The 13,989-nt window shown below is 53.2% G+C and carries 13 protein-coding genes; 7 read left to right on the top strand and 6 right to left on the bottom strand.

Features of this window, described 5'->3' with window-relative positions; all coding sequences use genetic code 11:
• Positions 1-12 precede the first annotated feature (12 nt).
• The 7 genes from FEK47_RS12880 (at position 13) to folA (ending at position 7,131) form a co-directional block, all read left to right on the top strand.
• Positions 13-954, top strand: a complete 942-nt coding sequence (locus FEK47_RS12880; RefSeq protein ID WP_135486686.1) for an electron transfer flavoprotein subunit alpha/FixB family protein — start codon at positions 13-15, stop codon at positions 952-954.
• A 50-nt stretch (positions 955-1,004) separates the two neighbouring features.
• Positions 1,005-2,291: an FAD-dependent oxidoreductase gene (locus tag FEK47_RS12875; protein ID WP_135486685.1), complete on the top strand. Its 1,287-nt coding sequence runs from the start codon at positions 1,005-1,007 to the stop codon at positions 2,289-2,291.
• A complete protein-coding gene (fixX, locus tag FEK47_RS12870; protein WP_115738980.1) occupies positions 2,288-2,575 on the top strand; it encodes a ferredoxin-like protein FixX in 288 nt (95 codons plus the stop codon). Before FEK47_RS12875 ends, fixX begins: the two co-directional genes overlap by 4 nt.
• 58 nt (positions 2,576-2,633) lie before the next feature.
• Positions 2,634-3,965 carry an MFS transporter gene (locus FEK47_RS12865; RefSeq protein ID WP_138183204.1) on the top strand — a complete coding sequence of 444 codons (1,332 nt, stop codon included), beginning with the start codon at positions 2,634-2,636 and terminating at the stop codon, positions 3,963-3,965.
• A 110-nt stretch (positions 3,966-4,075) separates the two neighbouring features.
• Entirely contained in the window at positions 4,076-4,606 is a 531-nt protein-coding gene (gene kefF / locus FEK47_RS12860; protein WP_138183203.1) for a glutathione-regulated potassium-efflux system oxidoreductase KefF, read from the top strand.
• Positions 4,599-6,461: a glutathione-regulated potassium-efflux system protein KefC gene (gene kefC / locus FEK47_RS12855; RefSeq protein WP_135486684.1), complete on the top strand. Its 1,863-nt coding sequence runs from the start codon at positions 4,599-4,601 to the stop codon at positions 6,459-6,461. The genes kefF and kefC overlap by 8 nt, the downstream gene beginning before the upstream one ends.
• Before the next feature lie 190 nt (positions 6,462-6,651).
• Positions 6,652-7,131, top strand: coding sequence for a type 3 dihydrofolate reductase (folA, locus tag FEK47_RS12850; RefSeq protein ID WP_135486683.1), 480 nt, complete (start codon positions 6,652-6,654; stop codon positions 7,129-7,131).
• A 77-nt stretch (positions 7,132-7,208) separates the two neighbouring features.
• Here the strand turns inward: folA and apaH are convergent, their stop codons facing one another.
• The 6 genes from apaH to lptD are packed head-to-tail and all read right to left on the bottom strand — an operon-like array spanning position 7,209 to position 13,941.
• The gene (gene apaH / locus FEK47_RS12845; RefSeq protein WP_135486682.1) at positions 7,209-8,051 is read right to left on the bottom strand and encodes a bis(5'-nucleosyl)-tetraphosphatase (symmetrical) ApaH; all 843 of its coding nucleotides are present in this window, start codon (positions 8,049-8,051) and stop codon (positions 7,209-7,211) included.
• Positions 8,052-8,057: 6 nt separating this feature from the next.
• A complete protein-coding gene (gene apaG, locus FEK47_RS12840) occupies positions 8,058-8,435 on the bottom strand; it encodes a Co2+/Mg2+ efflux protein ApaG (protein ID WP_000610906.1) in 378 nt (125 codons plus the stop codon).
• A gap of 2 nt (positions 8,436-8,437) precedes the next feature.
• The gene (gene rsmA, locus FEK47_RS12835) at positions 8,438-9,259 is read right to left on the bottom strand and encodes a 16S rRNA (adenine(1518)-N(6)/adenine(1519)-N(6))-dimethyltransferase RsmA (RefSeq protein ID WP_130204875.1); all 822 of its coding nucleotides are present in this window, start codon (positions 9,257-9,259) and stop codon (positions 8,438-8,440) included.
• Positions 9,256-10,245 (bottom strand): 4-hydroxythreonine-4-phosphate dehydrogenase PdxA, encoded by a 990-nt coding sequence (pdxA, locus tag FEK47_RS12830; RefSeq protein ID WP_135486681.1) that lies wholly within the window; start codon positions 10,243-10,245, stop codon positions 9,256-9,258. The genes rsmA and pdxA overlap by 4 nt, the downstream gene beginning before the upstream one ends.
• The gene (surA, locus tag FEK47_RS12825; protein ID WP_000800488.1) at positions 10,245-11,531 is read right to left on the bottom strand and encodes a peptidylprolyl isomerase SurA; all 1,287 of its coding nucleotides are present in this window, start codon (positions 11,529-11,531) and stop codon (positions 10,245-10,247) included. The genes pdxA and surA overlap by 1 nt, the downstream gene beginning before the upstream one ends.
• A gap of 52 nt (positions 11,532-11,583) precedes the next feature.
• Complete coding sequence (gene lptD / locus FEK47_RS12820; RefSeq protein ID WP_130217452.1) at positions 11,584-13,941, bottom strand: LPS assembly protein LptD; 2,358 nt, start codon at positions 13,939-13,941, stop codon at positions 11,584-11,586.
• Positions 13,942-13,989: the final 48 nt, after the last annotated feature.

Below are 13,989 nucleotides of genomic sequence, written 5' to 3'. Positions count from 1 at the left end.
ACAGGGGATGCTATGAACACGTTTTCTCAAGTCTGGGTATTCAGCGATACCCCTTCTCGTCTGCCGGAACTGATGAACGGTGCGCAGGCTTTAGCTAATCAAATCAACACCTTTGTCCTCAATGATGCCGATGGCGCACAGGCAATCCAGCTCGGCGCTAATCATGTCTGGAAATTAAACGGCAAACCGGACGATCGGATGATCGAAGATTACGCCGGTGTCATGGCTGACACTATTCGCCAGCACGGCGCAGACGGTCTGGTGCTGTTGCCGAATACTCGTCGCGGCAAATTACTGGCGGCAAAACTGGGTTATCGCCTTAAAGCGGCGGTGTCTAACGATGCCTGCACCGTCAGCGTACAGGACGGTAAAGCGACAGTGAAACACATGGTTTACGGTGGTCTGGCGATTGGCGAAGAACGCATTGCCACGCCGTATGCGGTATTGACCATCAGCAGCGGCACGTTCGATGCGGCTCAGCCAGACGCGTCACGTACTGGCGAAACGCACACCGTGGAGTGGCAGGCTCCGGCTGTGGCGATTACCCGCACGGCAACCCAGGCGCGCCAGAGCAACAGCGTCGATCTCGACAAAGCCCGTCTGGTGGTCAGCGTCGGTCGCGGCATTGGCAGCAAAGAGAACATTGTGCTGGCAGAACAGCTTTGCAAGGCAATAGGTGCGGAGTTGGCCTGTTCTCGTCCGGTGGCGGAAAACGAAAAATGGATGGAGCACGAACGCTATGTCGGTATCTCCAACCTGATGCTGAAACCTGAACTGTACCTGGCGGTGGGGATCTCCGGGCAGATCCAGCACATGGTTGGCGCTAACGCGTCGCAAACCATTTTCGCCATCAACAAAGATAAAAATGCGCCGATCTTCCAGTACGCGGATTACGGCATTGTTGGCGACGCCGTGAAGATCCTTCCGGCACTGACCGCAGCTTTAGCGCGTTGATCCACTCTGGCAGGGCTGCATTTCGGCCCTGCCGCTGACAGGGAGCTCTTATGTCCGAAGATATCTTTGACGCCATCATCGTCGGTGCAGGGCTTGCCGGTTCGGTTGCCGCACTGGTGCTCGCCCGCGAAGGGGCGCAAGTGTTAGTTATCGAGCGTGGCAATTCCGCAGGTGCCAAGAACGTCACCGGCGGGCGTCTCTATGCCCACAGTCTGGAACACATTATTCCTGGTTTCGCCGAATCCGCCCCCGTAGAACGCCTGATCACCCATGAAAAACTCGCGTTTATGACGGAAAAGTCAGCGATGACCATGGACTACTGCAATGGTGACGAAACATCGCCATCCCAGCGTTCTTACTCCGTTTTGCGCAGTAAATTTGATGCCTGGCTGATGGAGCAGGCCGAAGAAGCGGGCGCGCAGTTAATTACCGGGATTCGCGTCGATAACCTCGTACAGCGTGATGGCAAAGTTGTCGGCGTAGAAGCCGATGGCGATGTGATTGAAGCGAAAACGGTGATCCTTGCTGACGGGGTGAATTCCATCCTTGCCGAAAAACTGGGGATGGCAAAACGCGTTAAACCGACGGATGTGGCGGTTGGCGTGAAGGAACTGATCGAGTTACCGCAGTCGGTTATCGAAGACCGTTTTCAGTTGCAGGGTAATCAGGGTGCGGCTTGCCTGTTTGCGGGATCACCCACCGATGGCCTGATGGGCGGCGGTTTTCTTTATACCAATGAAAACACTCTGTCGCTGGGGCTGGTTTGTGGTCTGCATCATCTGCATGACGCGAAAAAATCGGTGCCGCAAATGCTGGAAGATTTCAAACAGCATCCGGCAGTTGCACCGCTGATCGCGGGCGGCAAGCTGGTGGAATATTCCGCTCACGTAGTGCCGGAAGCAGGCATCAACATGCTGCCGGAGTTGGTTGGTGACGGCGTATTGATTGCCGGTGATGCCGCCGGAATGTGTATGAACCTCGGTTTTACCATTCGCGGTATGGATCTGGCGATTGCCGCCGGGGAAGCAGCAGCAAAAACCGTGCTTTCAGCGATGAAAAGCGACGATTTCAGTAAGCAAAAACTGGCGGAATATCGTCAGCATCTTGAGAGTGGCCCGCTGCGCGATATGCGAATGTACAAGAAACTACCGGCGTTCCTTGATAATCCACGCATGTTTAGCGGCTACCCGGAACTGGCGGTGGGTGTGGCGCGTGACCTGTTCACCATTGACGGCAGCGCGCCGGAACTGATGCGCAAGAAAATCCTCCGCCACGGCAAGAAAGTGGGCTTCATCAATCTGATCAAGGATGGCATGAAAGGAGTGACCGTTTTATGACTTCTCCCGTCAATGTGGACGTCAAACTGGGCGTCAATAAATTCAATGTCGATGAAGAGCATCCGCACATTGTTGTGAAGGCCGATGCCGATAAACAGGCCCTGGAGCTGCTGGTGAAAGCGTGCCCCGCAGCTCTGTACAAGAAGCAGGATGACGGCAGTGTGCGCTTCGATTACGCCGGATGTCTGGAGTGCGGCACCTGTCGCATTCTGGGGCTGGGGTCGGCGCTGGAACAGTGGGAATACCCGCGCGGCACCTTTGGTGTGGAGTTCCGTTACGGCTGATGTTGGTTTGATACGTAACGCCGTACTGACTCTCATTGCAAAAAAACAGGAATAACCCATGCAACCGTCCAGAAACTTTGACGATCTTAAATTTTCCTCTATTCACCGCCGCATTTTGCTGTGGGGAAGCGGTGGTCCGTTTCTGGATGGTTATGTACTGGTAATGATTGGCGTGGCGCTGGAGCAACTGACTCCGGCGCTGAAGCTGGACGCTGACTGGATTGGCTTGCTGGGTGCGGGAACGCTCGCCGGGCTGTTCGTTGGCACATCGCTGTTTGGCTATATTTCCGATAAAGTCGGACGGCGCAAAATGTTCCTCATTGATATCATCGCCATCGGCGTGATATCGGTGGCGACGATGTTTGTCTCATCCCCTGTCGAACTGTTGGTGATGCGGGTACTTATCGGCATTGTCATTGGTGCAGATTATCCCATCGCTACCTCAATGATCACCGAGTTCTCCAGTACCCGTCAGCGGGCGTTTTCCATCAGCTTTATCGCCGCGATGTGGTATGTCGGCGCGACCTGCGCCGATCTGGTCGGCTACTGGCTTTATGATGTGGAAGGCGGCTGGCGTTGGATGCTGGGTAGCGCGGCGATCCCCTGTTTGTCGATTTTGATTGGTCGATTCGAACTGCCAGAATCTCCCCGCTGGTTGTTACGCAAAGGGCGAGTAAAAGAGTGCGAAGAGATGATGATCAAACTGTTTGGCGAACCGGTGGCTTTCGATGAAGAGCAGCCGCAGCAAACCCGTTTTCGCGATCTGTTTAATCGCCGCCATTTTCCTTTTGTCCTGTTTGTTGCCGCCATCTGGACCTGCCAGGTGATCCCGATGTTCGCCATTTACACCTTTGGCCCGCAAATCGTTGGTTTGTTGGGATTGGGGGTTGGCAAAAACGCGGCGCTGGGGAATGTGGTGATTAGCCTGTTCTTTATGCTCGGCTGTATTCCGCCGATGCTGTGGTTAAACACTGCCGGACGGCGTCCATTGTTGATTGGCAGCTTTGCCATGATGACGCTGGCGCTGGCGGTTTTGGGGCTGATCCCGGATATGGGGATCTGGCTGGTAGTGATGGCATTTGCGGTGTATGCCTTTTTCTCTGGCGGGCCAGGTAATTTGCAGTGGCTTTATCCTAATGAACTCTTCCCGACGGATATCCGTGCTTCAGCCGTGGGCGTAATTATGTCTCTGAGCCGTATCGGTACGATTATCTCAACCTGGGCGCTGCCAATCTTTATCAATAATTACGGTATCAGTAACACGATGCTGATGGGGGCGGGGATCTCGCTATTTGGCTTGTTGATTTCCGTAGCGTTTGCCCCGGAAACACGTGGGATGTCACTGGCGCAGACCAGCAATATGACGATTCGCAGGCAGCGAGCGGGGTAATTTATTCAGATTTCTCTCTTTTCTGAATCAATATTATTGACTATAAGCCGCGTGAATATGTGACTACACTTTGTGGGAAAACAAAGGCGTAAACACGCGGGCTAATAACTATGATTCTTATAATTTATGCGCATCCGTATCCGCATCATTCCCATGCGAATAAACGGATGCTTGAACAGGCAAGGACGCTGGAAGGCGTCGAATTTCGCTCTCTTTATCAACTCTATCCTGACTTCAATATCGACATTGCCGCCGAGCAGGAGGCGCTGTCTCGCGCCGATCTGATCGTCTGGCAGCACCCGATGCAGTGGTACAGCATTCCACCGCTCCTTAAACTTTGGATCGATAAAGTTTTCTCCCACGGCTGGGCTTACGGTCATGGCGGCACGGCGCTGCATGGCAAACATTTGCTGTGGGCGGTGACGACCGGCGGCGGGGAAAGCCATTTTGAGATTGGTGCGCATCCGGGCTTTGATGTGCTGTCGCAGCCGCTACAGGCGACGGCAATCTACTGCGGGCTGAACTGGCTGCCACCGTTTGCCATGCACTGCACCTTTATTTGTGACGACGAAACCCTCGAAGGGCAGGCGCGTCACTATAAGCAACGTCTGCTGGAATGGCAGGAGGCACATCATGGATAGCCATACGCTGATTCAGGCGCTGATTTATCTCGGTTCGGCGGCGCTGATTGTCCCCATTGCGGTACGTCTTGGTCTGGGATCGGTACTTGGCTACCTGATCGCGGGTTGTATTATTGGCCCGTGGGGGCTGCGACTGGTGACCGATGCCGAATCTATCCTGCACTTTGCTGAAATCGGCGTGGTGCTGATGTTGTTTATTATCGGCCTCGAACTCGATCCACAAAGGCTGTGGAAGCTGCGTGCGGCAGTGTTCGGCGGTGGCGCATTGCAGATGGTGATTTGCGGCGGCCTGCTGGGGCTGTTCTGCATGTTACTTGGACTGCGCTGGCAGGTAGCGGAACTGATCGGCATGACGCTGGCGCTCTCCTCTACGGCAATTGCCATGCAGGCGATGAATGAGCGCAATCTGATGATGACGCAGATGGGCCGCAGTGCCTTTGCGGTGCTGCTGTTCCAGGATATCGCGGCGATCCCGCTGGTGGCGATGATCCCGCTACTGGCGGCGAGCAGTGCCTCAACGACGATGGGCGCATTTGCCCTGTCGGCGTTAAAAGTGGCGGGCGCGCTGGTGCTGGTGGTACTGCTGGGGCGCTATGTCACGCGTCCGGCACTGCGTTTTGTTGCTCGCTCTGGCTTGCGGGAAGTGTTTAGTGCCGTGGCTTTATTCCTCGTGTTTGGCTTTGGTTTGCTGCTGGAAGAGGTCGGCTTGTCGATGGCGATGGGCGCGTTTCTGGCGGGCGTACTGCTGGCAAGCTCGGAATATCGTCATGCGCTGGAAAGCGATATCGAACCATTTAAAGGTTTGCTACTGGGGCTGTTTTTCATCGGCGTTGGCATGTCGATAGACTTTGGCACGCTGCTTGAAAACCCATTGCGCATTGTTATTTTGCTGCTTGGTTTCCTCATCATCAAAATCGCCATGCTGTGGCTGATTGCCCGACCGTTGCAGGTACCAAATAAACAGCGTCGCTGGTTTGCGGTGTTATTAGGGCAGGGCAGTGAGTTTGCCTTTGTGGTATTTGGTGCGGCGCAGATGGCGAATGTGCTGGAGCCAGAGTGGGCGAAATCGCTGACCCTGGCGGTGGCGCTGTCGATGGCGGCAACGCCGATTCTGTTGGTGATCCTCAATCGCCTTGAGCAATCTTCTACTGAAGAAGCGCGTGAAGCCGATGAGATCGACGAAGAACAGCCGCGGGTAATCATTGCCGGATTCGGTCGTTTTGGGCAGATAACCGGGCGTTTACTGCTCTCCAGCGGGGTGAAAATGGTGGTGCTCGATCACGACCCGGACCATATCGAAACGCTGCGTAAATTCGGCATGAAAGTGTTTTATGGCGATGCCACGCGGATGGATTTACTGGAATCTGCGGGTGCGGCGAAAGCGGAAGTGCTGATTAACGCCATCGACGATCCGCAAACCAACCTGCAACTGACGGAGATGGTGAAAGAACATTTCCCGCATTTGCAGATTATTGCCCGCGCCCGCGATGTCGACCACTACATTCGTTTGCGCCAGGCAGGTGTTGAAAAGCCGGAACGTGAAACCTTCGAAGGAGCGCTGAAAATCGGGCGTCTGGCGCTGGAAAGTTTAGGGCTGGGGCCATATGAAGCGCGAGAACGCGCCGATGTGTTCCGCCGCTTTAATATTCAGATGGTGGAAGAGATGGCAATGGTTGAGAACGATACCAAAGCCCGCGCGGCGGTCTATAAACGAACCAGCGCGATGTTAAGTGAGATTATCACCGAGGACCGGGAACATCTGTCACTCATCCAACGGCATGGCTGGCAGGGTACTGAAGAGGGGAAACATACCGGCAACATGGCGGATGAACCGGAAACGAAACCCTTATCCTAATAAAGAGTGACGTAAATCACGCTTTACAGCTAACTATTTGTTTTTATTTCATTGTAATGCGGCGAGTCCACGAACAGATTATGGACTCGCCAGCAAAATAAAAATTTTCTTCAACATCATCCTTTCGCCAGTCGACGAAGGTTTACGCTTTACGTATAGTGGCGACAATTTTTTTTATCAGGATACCCCAATGATCAGTCTGATTGCGGCGTTAGCGGTAGATCGCGTTATCGGCATGGAAAACGCCATGCCGTGGAACCTGCCTGCCGATCTCGCCTGGTTTAAACGCAACACCTTAAATAAACCCGTAGTTATGGGCCGCCATACCTGGGAATCGATTGGCCGCCCGCTGCCGGGGCGCAAAAACATTATCATCAGCAGCAAGCCTGGCACGGACGATCGCGTGACGTGGGTGAAGTCGGTTGATGAAGCCATTGCGGCGTGTGGTGACGTACCAGAAATTATGGTGATTGGCGGCGGTCGCGTTTATGAGCAGTTCCTGCCAAAAGCGCAGAAAATGTATCTGACGCATATCGACGCGGAAGTGGAAGGCGACACCCATTTCCCGGATTACGAGCCGGATGACTGGGAATCGGTATTCAGCGAATTCCACGACGCTGATGCGCAGAACTCTCACAGCTATTGCTTTGAGATTCTGGAGCGGCGGTAAGTTTGTATAGAATTTACGGCTAGTGCCGGATGCGACGCCGGTCGCGTCTTATCCGGCCTTCCTGTATCAGGCTGTGTTTAAGACGCCGCCGCTTCGCCCATATCCTTATGTCTGTTCGACGGCTGGACAAAATACTGTTTATCTTCCCAGCGCAGGCAGGTTAATGTACCACCCCAGCAGCAGCCGGTATCCAGCGCGTAAATACCTTCCGGCGTACCTTTGCCTTCCAGCGATGCCCAGTGACCAAAAGCGATGCTGTACTCTTCAGCGACAGGGCCAGGAATCGCAAACCACGGTTTCAGCGGGGCAGGGGCTTCTTCCGGCGATTCTTTGCTGTACATATCCAGTTGACCGTTTGGAAAGCAAAAGCGCATACGGGTAAAGGCGTTGGTGATAAAACGTAATCGCGCCAGACCTCGCAAATCTGGTGACCAGTTGTTCGGCATATCGCCGTACATGGCATCGAGGAAGAAAGGGTAAGAGTCGCTTGACAGTACCGCTTCTACGTCACGTGCGCACTCTTTCGCGGTCGGTAAGTCCCACTGCGGCGTGATCCCCGCGTGGGCCATCACCAGCTTTTTCTCTTCATCGATTTGCAACAAAGGCTGACGACGTAGCCAGTTAAGCAGTTCATCGGCATCAGGCGCTTCCAGTAGTGGCGTGAGACGATCTTTTGGTTTGTTGCGGCTTATGCCTGAAAATACTGCCAGCAGATGCAGATCGTGATTGCCCAGCACCAGACGTACGCTGTCGCCTAAGGATTTCACATAGCGCAGTACATCAAGCGAACCAGGACCGCGCGCAACCAGATCGCCCGTCAGCCAGAGGGTATCTTTCCCAGGGGTAAATTCTACTTTATGCAGCAATGCGATAAGTTCATCGTAACAGCCATGAATATCGCCAATAAGGTATGTTGCCATATTTTTTTAATGAATGAGTGTGGGAACGGCGAGTCGGAATACGGGAATGTCGATGCTGAATGGGACGCCGTTTTCATCGATCATTTCGTAGTGACCCTGCATGGTGCCCAGCGGGGTTTCAATGATTGCCCCGCTGGTGTACTGGTACTCTTCGCCAGGGGCGATAAGCGGCTGAACGCCAACGACACCTTCGCCCTGGACTTCTGTTTCACGGCCATTGCCGTTGGTGATCAGCCAGTAACGCCCCAACAACTGCACTGGCGCTCGCCCCAGGTTGCGTATGGTTACGGTATAAGAAAAAACGTAACGTTCATTATCAGGTGAAGATTGTGCCTCAATGTAGACGCTTTGAACCTGAATACACACTCGGGGCGAATTGATCATTGTTAACTCTCCTGCAAAGGCGCGTTCTCCGCCAGATAGTTCGCCATCTGGCAATATTGCGCGACAGAGATATTTTCCGCTCGCATCGCTGGGTCGATCCCCATTCCCGTTAACACATCGGCGCTAAACAAGTTGCCGAGGCTATTACGAATGGTTTTACGACGCTGGTTAAAGGCTTCAGTGGTGATACGACTCAGCACGCGAATATCTTTAACCGGATAAGGCATCGTCGTGTGCGGAACCAGACGTACGACGGCGGAATCCACTTTGGGTGGTGGTGTAAAGGCTGATGGCGGCACTTCCAGCACCGGGATCACGTTGCAATAGTATTGCGCCATGACGCTTAATCGACCATACGCCTTGCTGTTCGGTCCTGCAACCAGACGATTCACCACCTCTTTTTGCAACATAAAGTGCATGTCGGCAATGGCATCAGTATAGCTAAACAGATGGAACATCAACGGCGTGGAAATGTTATACGGCAGGTTGCCGAAAACACGCAGCGGCTGGCCCATTTTCTCTGCCAGTTCACCGAAGTTGAAGGTCATCGCATCCTGCTGATAAATCGTCAGTTTCGGGCCTAAGAACGGATGCGTTTGCAGGCGCGCTGCCAGATCGCGGTCAAGTTCGATGACTGTCAGCTGGTCCAGTCGTTCGCCAACCGGTTCGGTTAAAGCTGCCAGACCGGGGCCGATTTCGACCATTGCCTGGCCCTTTTGCGGGTTAATGGCAGAAACAATACTGTCGATCACGAACTGATCGTTGAGAAAGTTTTGCCCGAAGCGTTTACGGGCTAAATGGCCCTGGTGGACTCGATTATTCATTGGGTATTAACAATCATTTTGATGGCGAGATTAAGCGCCGTAATAAAACTGCCGACATCGGCTTTGCCACGTCCCGCCAGTTCAAGCGCGGTGCCGTGGTCCACTGATGTGCGAATAAAGGGCAGGCCCAGCGTAATGTTCACACCGCGCCCGAAGCCCTGGTATTTTAGCACGGGAAGACCCTGATCGTGGTACATCGCCAGCACAGCGTCGGCGTTGTCGAGATATTTCGGCTGAAACAGGGTATCGGCAGGCAACGGCCCGTTGAGTTTCATTCCCTGCGCCCGCAGTTCGTCGAGAACGGGAATGATGGTATCTATCTCTTCCGTGCCCATATGACCGCCTTCGCCCGCGTGCGGATTCAGGCCACAGACCAGAATGCGCGGTTCGGCAATACCAAATTTGGTTCGCAAATCGTGATGCAAAATAGCAATCACTTCGTGCAGAAGCGCAGGGGTGATGGCGTCTGCAATATCGCGCAGCGGTAAATGCGTTGTTGCCAGCGCCACGCGAAGTTCTTCGGTTGCCAGCATCATCACCACTTTTTTCGCCTGCGAGCGTTCTTCAAAAAACTCGGTATGACCGGTAAACGGAATGCCTGCGTCATTAATGACGCCTTTATGCACCGGACCTGTGATCAGCGCGGCAAATTCGCCGTTAAGGCAACCGTCGCACGCGCGTGCCAGCGTCTCCACCACATAATGCCCATTCTCAACTGCTAATTGTCCCGCAGTGGCAGGTACACGTAGTGCAATGGGAAGTAGCGTCAGCGTTCCCGCAGATTGCGGTTGCGCAGGGGAGTCGGGGGAATAAGGGCGGAGGTTAAGCGGTAAACCGAGCATCGCTGCCCGGTCGGTAAGGAGAGTGGCATCGGCACAAACAACCAGTTCTACCGGCCACTCTCGTTGTGCAAGCTGGACAACTAAGTCCGGGCCAATCCCGGCGGGTTCGCCGGGAGTGATCACAACACGTTGGGGTTTAACCATTAGTTGCTCAAAATTTTCACATAAGCGCTGGCGCGTTGTTCCTGCATCCAGCTTGCTGCTTCTTCCGAGAACTTACGGTTCATCAGCATGCGGTATGCACGATCTTTTTGCGCCGCATCGGTTTTATCGACGTTACGGGTGTCCAGCAGTTCGATTAAATGCCAGCCGAATGAAGAGTGAACCGGTGCACTCATTTGGCCTTTGTTCAGGCGGGTCAACGCATCACGGAAGGCCGGATCGAAAATATCTGGCGTAGCCCAACCGAGATCGCCGCCCTGATTTGCAGAGCCAGGATCCTGAGAGAACTCTTTTGCTGCGGCAGCAAATGTGGTTTTACCGCTCTTGATATCCGCAGCAATTTGTTCCAGTTTCACGCGGGCCTGTTCGTCAGTCATGATAGGCGACGGTTTCAGCAGAATATGGCGAGCATGAACTTCGGTCACCGAGATATTTTTGCTTTCGCCGCGCAGGTCGTTAACTTTCAGAATATGGAAGCCAACGCCGGAACGAATTGGGCCAACAATGTCGCCTTTCTTCGCGGTGCTTAATGCCTGGGCGAAGATCCCCGGCAGCTCCTGAATGCGACCCCAGCCCATTTGGCCGCCGTTCAGCGCTTGCTGATCGGCAGAGTGAGCGATAGCCAGTTTGCCGAAGTCTGCACCGTTACGTGCCTGATCGACAATGGCACGCGCCTGAGTTTCCGCCTCATTCACCTGTTCAGAAGACGGGTTTTCCGGCAGCGGGATCAGGATGTGGCTTAAGTTCAGTTCAGTGCTGGCATCATTTTGATTACCGACTTGCTGCGCCAGAGCTTCAACTTCCTGTGGCAGGATAGTGATGCGACGACGCACTTCGTTGTTGCGCACTTCCGAGATAATCATCTCTTTGCGGATCTGATTACGATAGGTGTTGTAGTTCAGACCATCGTAAGCCAGACGGCTGCGCATCTGATCCAGCGTCATGTTGTTCTGTTTGGCAATGTTGGCAATCGCCTGATCAAGCTGCTCATCGGAGATTTTAACCCCCATTTTCTGCCCCATCTGCAGGAGAATTTGATCCATGATCAAACGTTCCATGATTTGGTGGCGCAGCGTAGCGTCATCAGGAAGTTGCTGCCTTGCCTGGGCAGCGTTCATTTTTACCGACTGCATTAATCCATCAACGTCGCTTTCCAGCACGACGCCGTTATTGACGACGGCTGCGACTTTATCGACTACCTGGGGGGCAGCGAAACTGGTATTCGCAATCATGGCGATACCGAGAAGCAGCGTTTTCCAGTTCTTCATACTTTTTCCATTTCAATTAACCGCACTGCGGATTACGTGGTAAATCAACAAATCACAAAGAGTTTTGATACGGCAGAATGTTCGAACGCAGCATCTCTTGCGTACCCAGACCGTAGTTGGAACTCAGGCCACGAAGTTCGATGTTAAAGCCGATTGCGTTGTCATATATCGCATGTTGTTTATCGTTATCCCAACCGTTCAGCTTACGCTCATAACCGACGCGAATCGCATAGCAGCAGGAGCTGTATTGCACACCTAACATTGAGTCGGCTTGCTTGTTCGCGTTGGTGTCGTAGTAGTACGCCCCGACAATCGACCAACGATCGGCGATTGGCCAGCTAGCGACTGCACCCACCTGCGAAATGCCATTCTTATACTGCTCGGCAGTGGAATAGTATTTAGGCAGTGTAGCCTGAATATATTCCGGGCTGGCGTAGCGATAGTTCAGCTGTACCAGACGGTCTTCATCCCGACGGTATTCAATGCTGGTGTTACTGGTGGCTACGTTATCCAGACGAGTATCGTACTGAATACCGCCACGCAATCCCCAGCGCTCGGAGATGCGCCAGTAGGTATCGCCTGCCCATACCAGTGAGCCCGTTTTGTCGTCATTCTCCCATGTTATGTTGTCATCGCCGGTGCGAGACTCCGTGAAATAGTAGATTTGACCAACGGAAATATTAAAACGTTCAACGGCTGCATCATCATATACGCGAGTTGTGATACCGGTCGTGACCTGGTTCGCGGAAGCAATACGGTCAAGACCGCCATAAGTCCGGTCCCGGAACAGGCCCGAGTAGTCGGATTGCAGCAATGAGGAGTCATAGTTATAGATGTCGCTCTGATCGCGATACGGCACATACAGGTATTGTGCGCGCGGCTCCAGCGTCTGGGTGTAACCCGGCGCCAGCATTTCCATATCACGTTCGAAGACCATTTTGCCGTCAACTTTAAATTGCGGCATTACGCGGTTAACAGAATCTGCCAACTTATTGTTTTGTGGGTTGCTGTTATACCAGTCGAGATTGGTCTGCTGATAATGGGTAGCCAGTAGCTTCGCTTCGGTATTGATACTGCCCCAGGTGTTAGATAACGGCAGGTTGATCGTCGGCTCCAGATGAACGCGGGTAGCCTCCGGCATATTGCTGTTTGTATTAACAAAATGCACTGCCTGACCATAAACTCGGGTATCAAACGGGCCGAGATCGTTATGGTAGTAGTTGACGTCTAACTGTGGTTCAGCGGCATAGCTGTTGCCACTGGTATCATCAAAAACCTGGAATTGTTTAGTCGAAAGCGTGGCGTCAAAGTTCTGCACCGCATAGCCCACGCTGAATTTTTGCGTGGCATAACCATCGGTACTGGAACCATATTTATTATCAAAATCATTGAAATAGGTCGGGTCGCTGACTTTGGTGTAGTCGATGTTAAAGCGCCAAACCTGGTCCATCACTCCAGAGTGTTGCCAGTAGAACAACCAACGGCGTGAATTGCTATCTTCTGGATGTTCATCTTCATAGACTTTATCCGAAGGCAGATAGTCTAGTTCCATCAAGCCTGCGCCGGCCTGGGTGAGATAACGGAATTCGTTTTCCCACATAATGTTGCCACGACGATGCATATAATGCGGCGTTATGGTGGCATCCATATTTGGCGCGATGTTCCAGTAATACGGCAGGTAGAACTCAAAGTAGTTGGTGGTGGTGTACTTGGCGTTCGGGATCAAGAAACCAGAACGGCGTTTGTCACCCACCGGCAACTGTAAATAGGGGCTGTAAAAGATCGGAACCGGACCCACTTTAAAACGGGCGTTCCAGATCTCCGCGACTTGTTCTTCGCGGTCATGAATAATTTCGCTACCCACCACGCTCCAGGTATCAGAACCTGGCAGACAGGAGGTAAAAGAACCGTTATCCAGAATGGTGTAGCGGTTTTCGCCACGCTGTTTCATCAGGTCTGCTTTACCGCGCCCCTGACGCCCCACCATCTGATAATCACCTTCCCAGACGTTGGTGTCTTTGGTGTTCAGATTCGTCCAGCCTTTTGGCCCTTTGAGGATCACCTGGTTATCGTCGTAATGGACATTACCGAGCGCATCGACGGTACGTATCGGCTCCGGTTGTCCTGGCGCCTCTTTTTGATGAAGCTGTACTTCATCGGCCTGCAGACGGCTGTTACCCTGCATGATATCCACGCTGCCGCTAAACACGGCGTCATCGGGGTAGTTCCCCTTTGCATGGTCAGCATTAATCGTCACGGGTAGGTCATTGGTATCGCCCTGTACCAGAGGACGGTCATAGCTTGGCACGCCCAACATGCACTGTGAGGCGAGGTCGGCTGCCAGTCCCTGTTGACTATAAAGGGCGGTGGCAATCATGGTGGCCAGGAGAGTGGGGATACGTTTTTTCATACGTTGATTTTATTGTTCCATCATCGGTAACGTTGCGCGTGACAAACG

Origin of the sequence: Escherichia sp. E3659 (assembly GCF_005781135.1) — a bacterium.
Lineage (GTDB): Bacteria > Pseudomonadota > Gammaproteobacteria > Enterobacterales > Enterobacteriaceae > Escherichia.
Note: the sequence above shows the minus strand (reverse complement) of the source record. Positions and strands in the feature narration are given on the sequence as shown.

Excerpts from the sequence above, each read along its gene's own strand:
- folA (WP_135486683.1), top strand. The coding sequence starts at position 6,652 with ATGATCAGTCTGATTGCGGCGTTAGCGGTAGATCGCGTTATCGGCATG.
- apaH (WP_135486682.1), bottom strand. The coding sequence starts at position 8,051 with ATGGCAACATACCTTATTGGCGATATTCATGGCTGTTACGATGAACTT.
- fixX (WP_115738980.1), top strand. The coding sequence starts at position 2,288 with ATGACTTCTCCCGTCAATGTGGACGTCAAACTGGGCGTCAATAAATTC.
- FEK47_RS12880 (WP_135486686.1), top strand. The coding sequence starts at position 13 with ATGAACACGTTTTCTCAAGTCTGGGTATTCAGCGATACCCCTTCTCGT.
- rsmA (WP_130204875.1), bottom strand. The coding sequence starts at position 9,259 with ATGAATAATCGAGTCCACCAGGGCCATTTAGCCCGTAAACGCTTCGGG.
- kefF (WP_138183203.1), top strand. The coding sequence starts at position 4,076 with ATGATTCTTATAATTTATGCGCATCCGTATCCGCATCATTCCCATGCG.
- pdxA (WP_135486681.1), bottom strand. The coding sequence starts at position 10,245 with ATGGTTAAACCCCAACGTGTTGTGATCACTCCCGGCGAACCCGCCGGG.
- surA (WP_000800488.1), bottom strand. The coding sequence starts at position 11,531 with ATGAAGAACTGGAAAACGCTGCTTCTCGGTATCGCCATGATTGCGAAT.
- FEK47_RS12865 (WP_138183204.1), top strand. The coding sequence starts at position 2,634 with ATGCAACCGTCCAGAAACTTTGACGATCTTAAATTTTCCTCTATTCAC.
- kefC (WP_135486684.1), top strand. The coding sequence starts at position 4,599 with ATGGATAGCCATACGCTGATTCAGGCGCTGATTTATCTCGGTTCGGCG.
- lptD (WP_130217452.1), bottom strand. The coding sequence starts at position 13,941 with ATGAAAAAACGTATCCCCACTCTCCTGGCCACCATGATTGCCACCGCC.
- apaG (WP_000610906.1), bottom strand. The coding sequence starts at position 8,435 with ATGATCAATTCGCCCCGAGTGTGTATTCAGGTTCAAAGCGTCTACATT.
- FEK47_RS12875 (WP_135486685.1), top strand. The coding sequence starts at position 1,005 with ATGTCCGAAGATATCTTTGACGCCATCATCGTCGGTGCAGGGCTTGCC.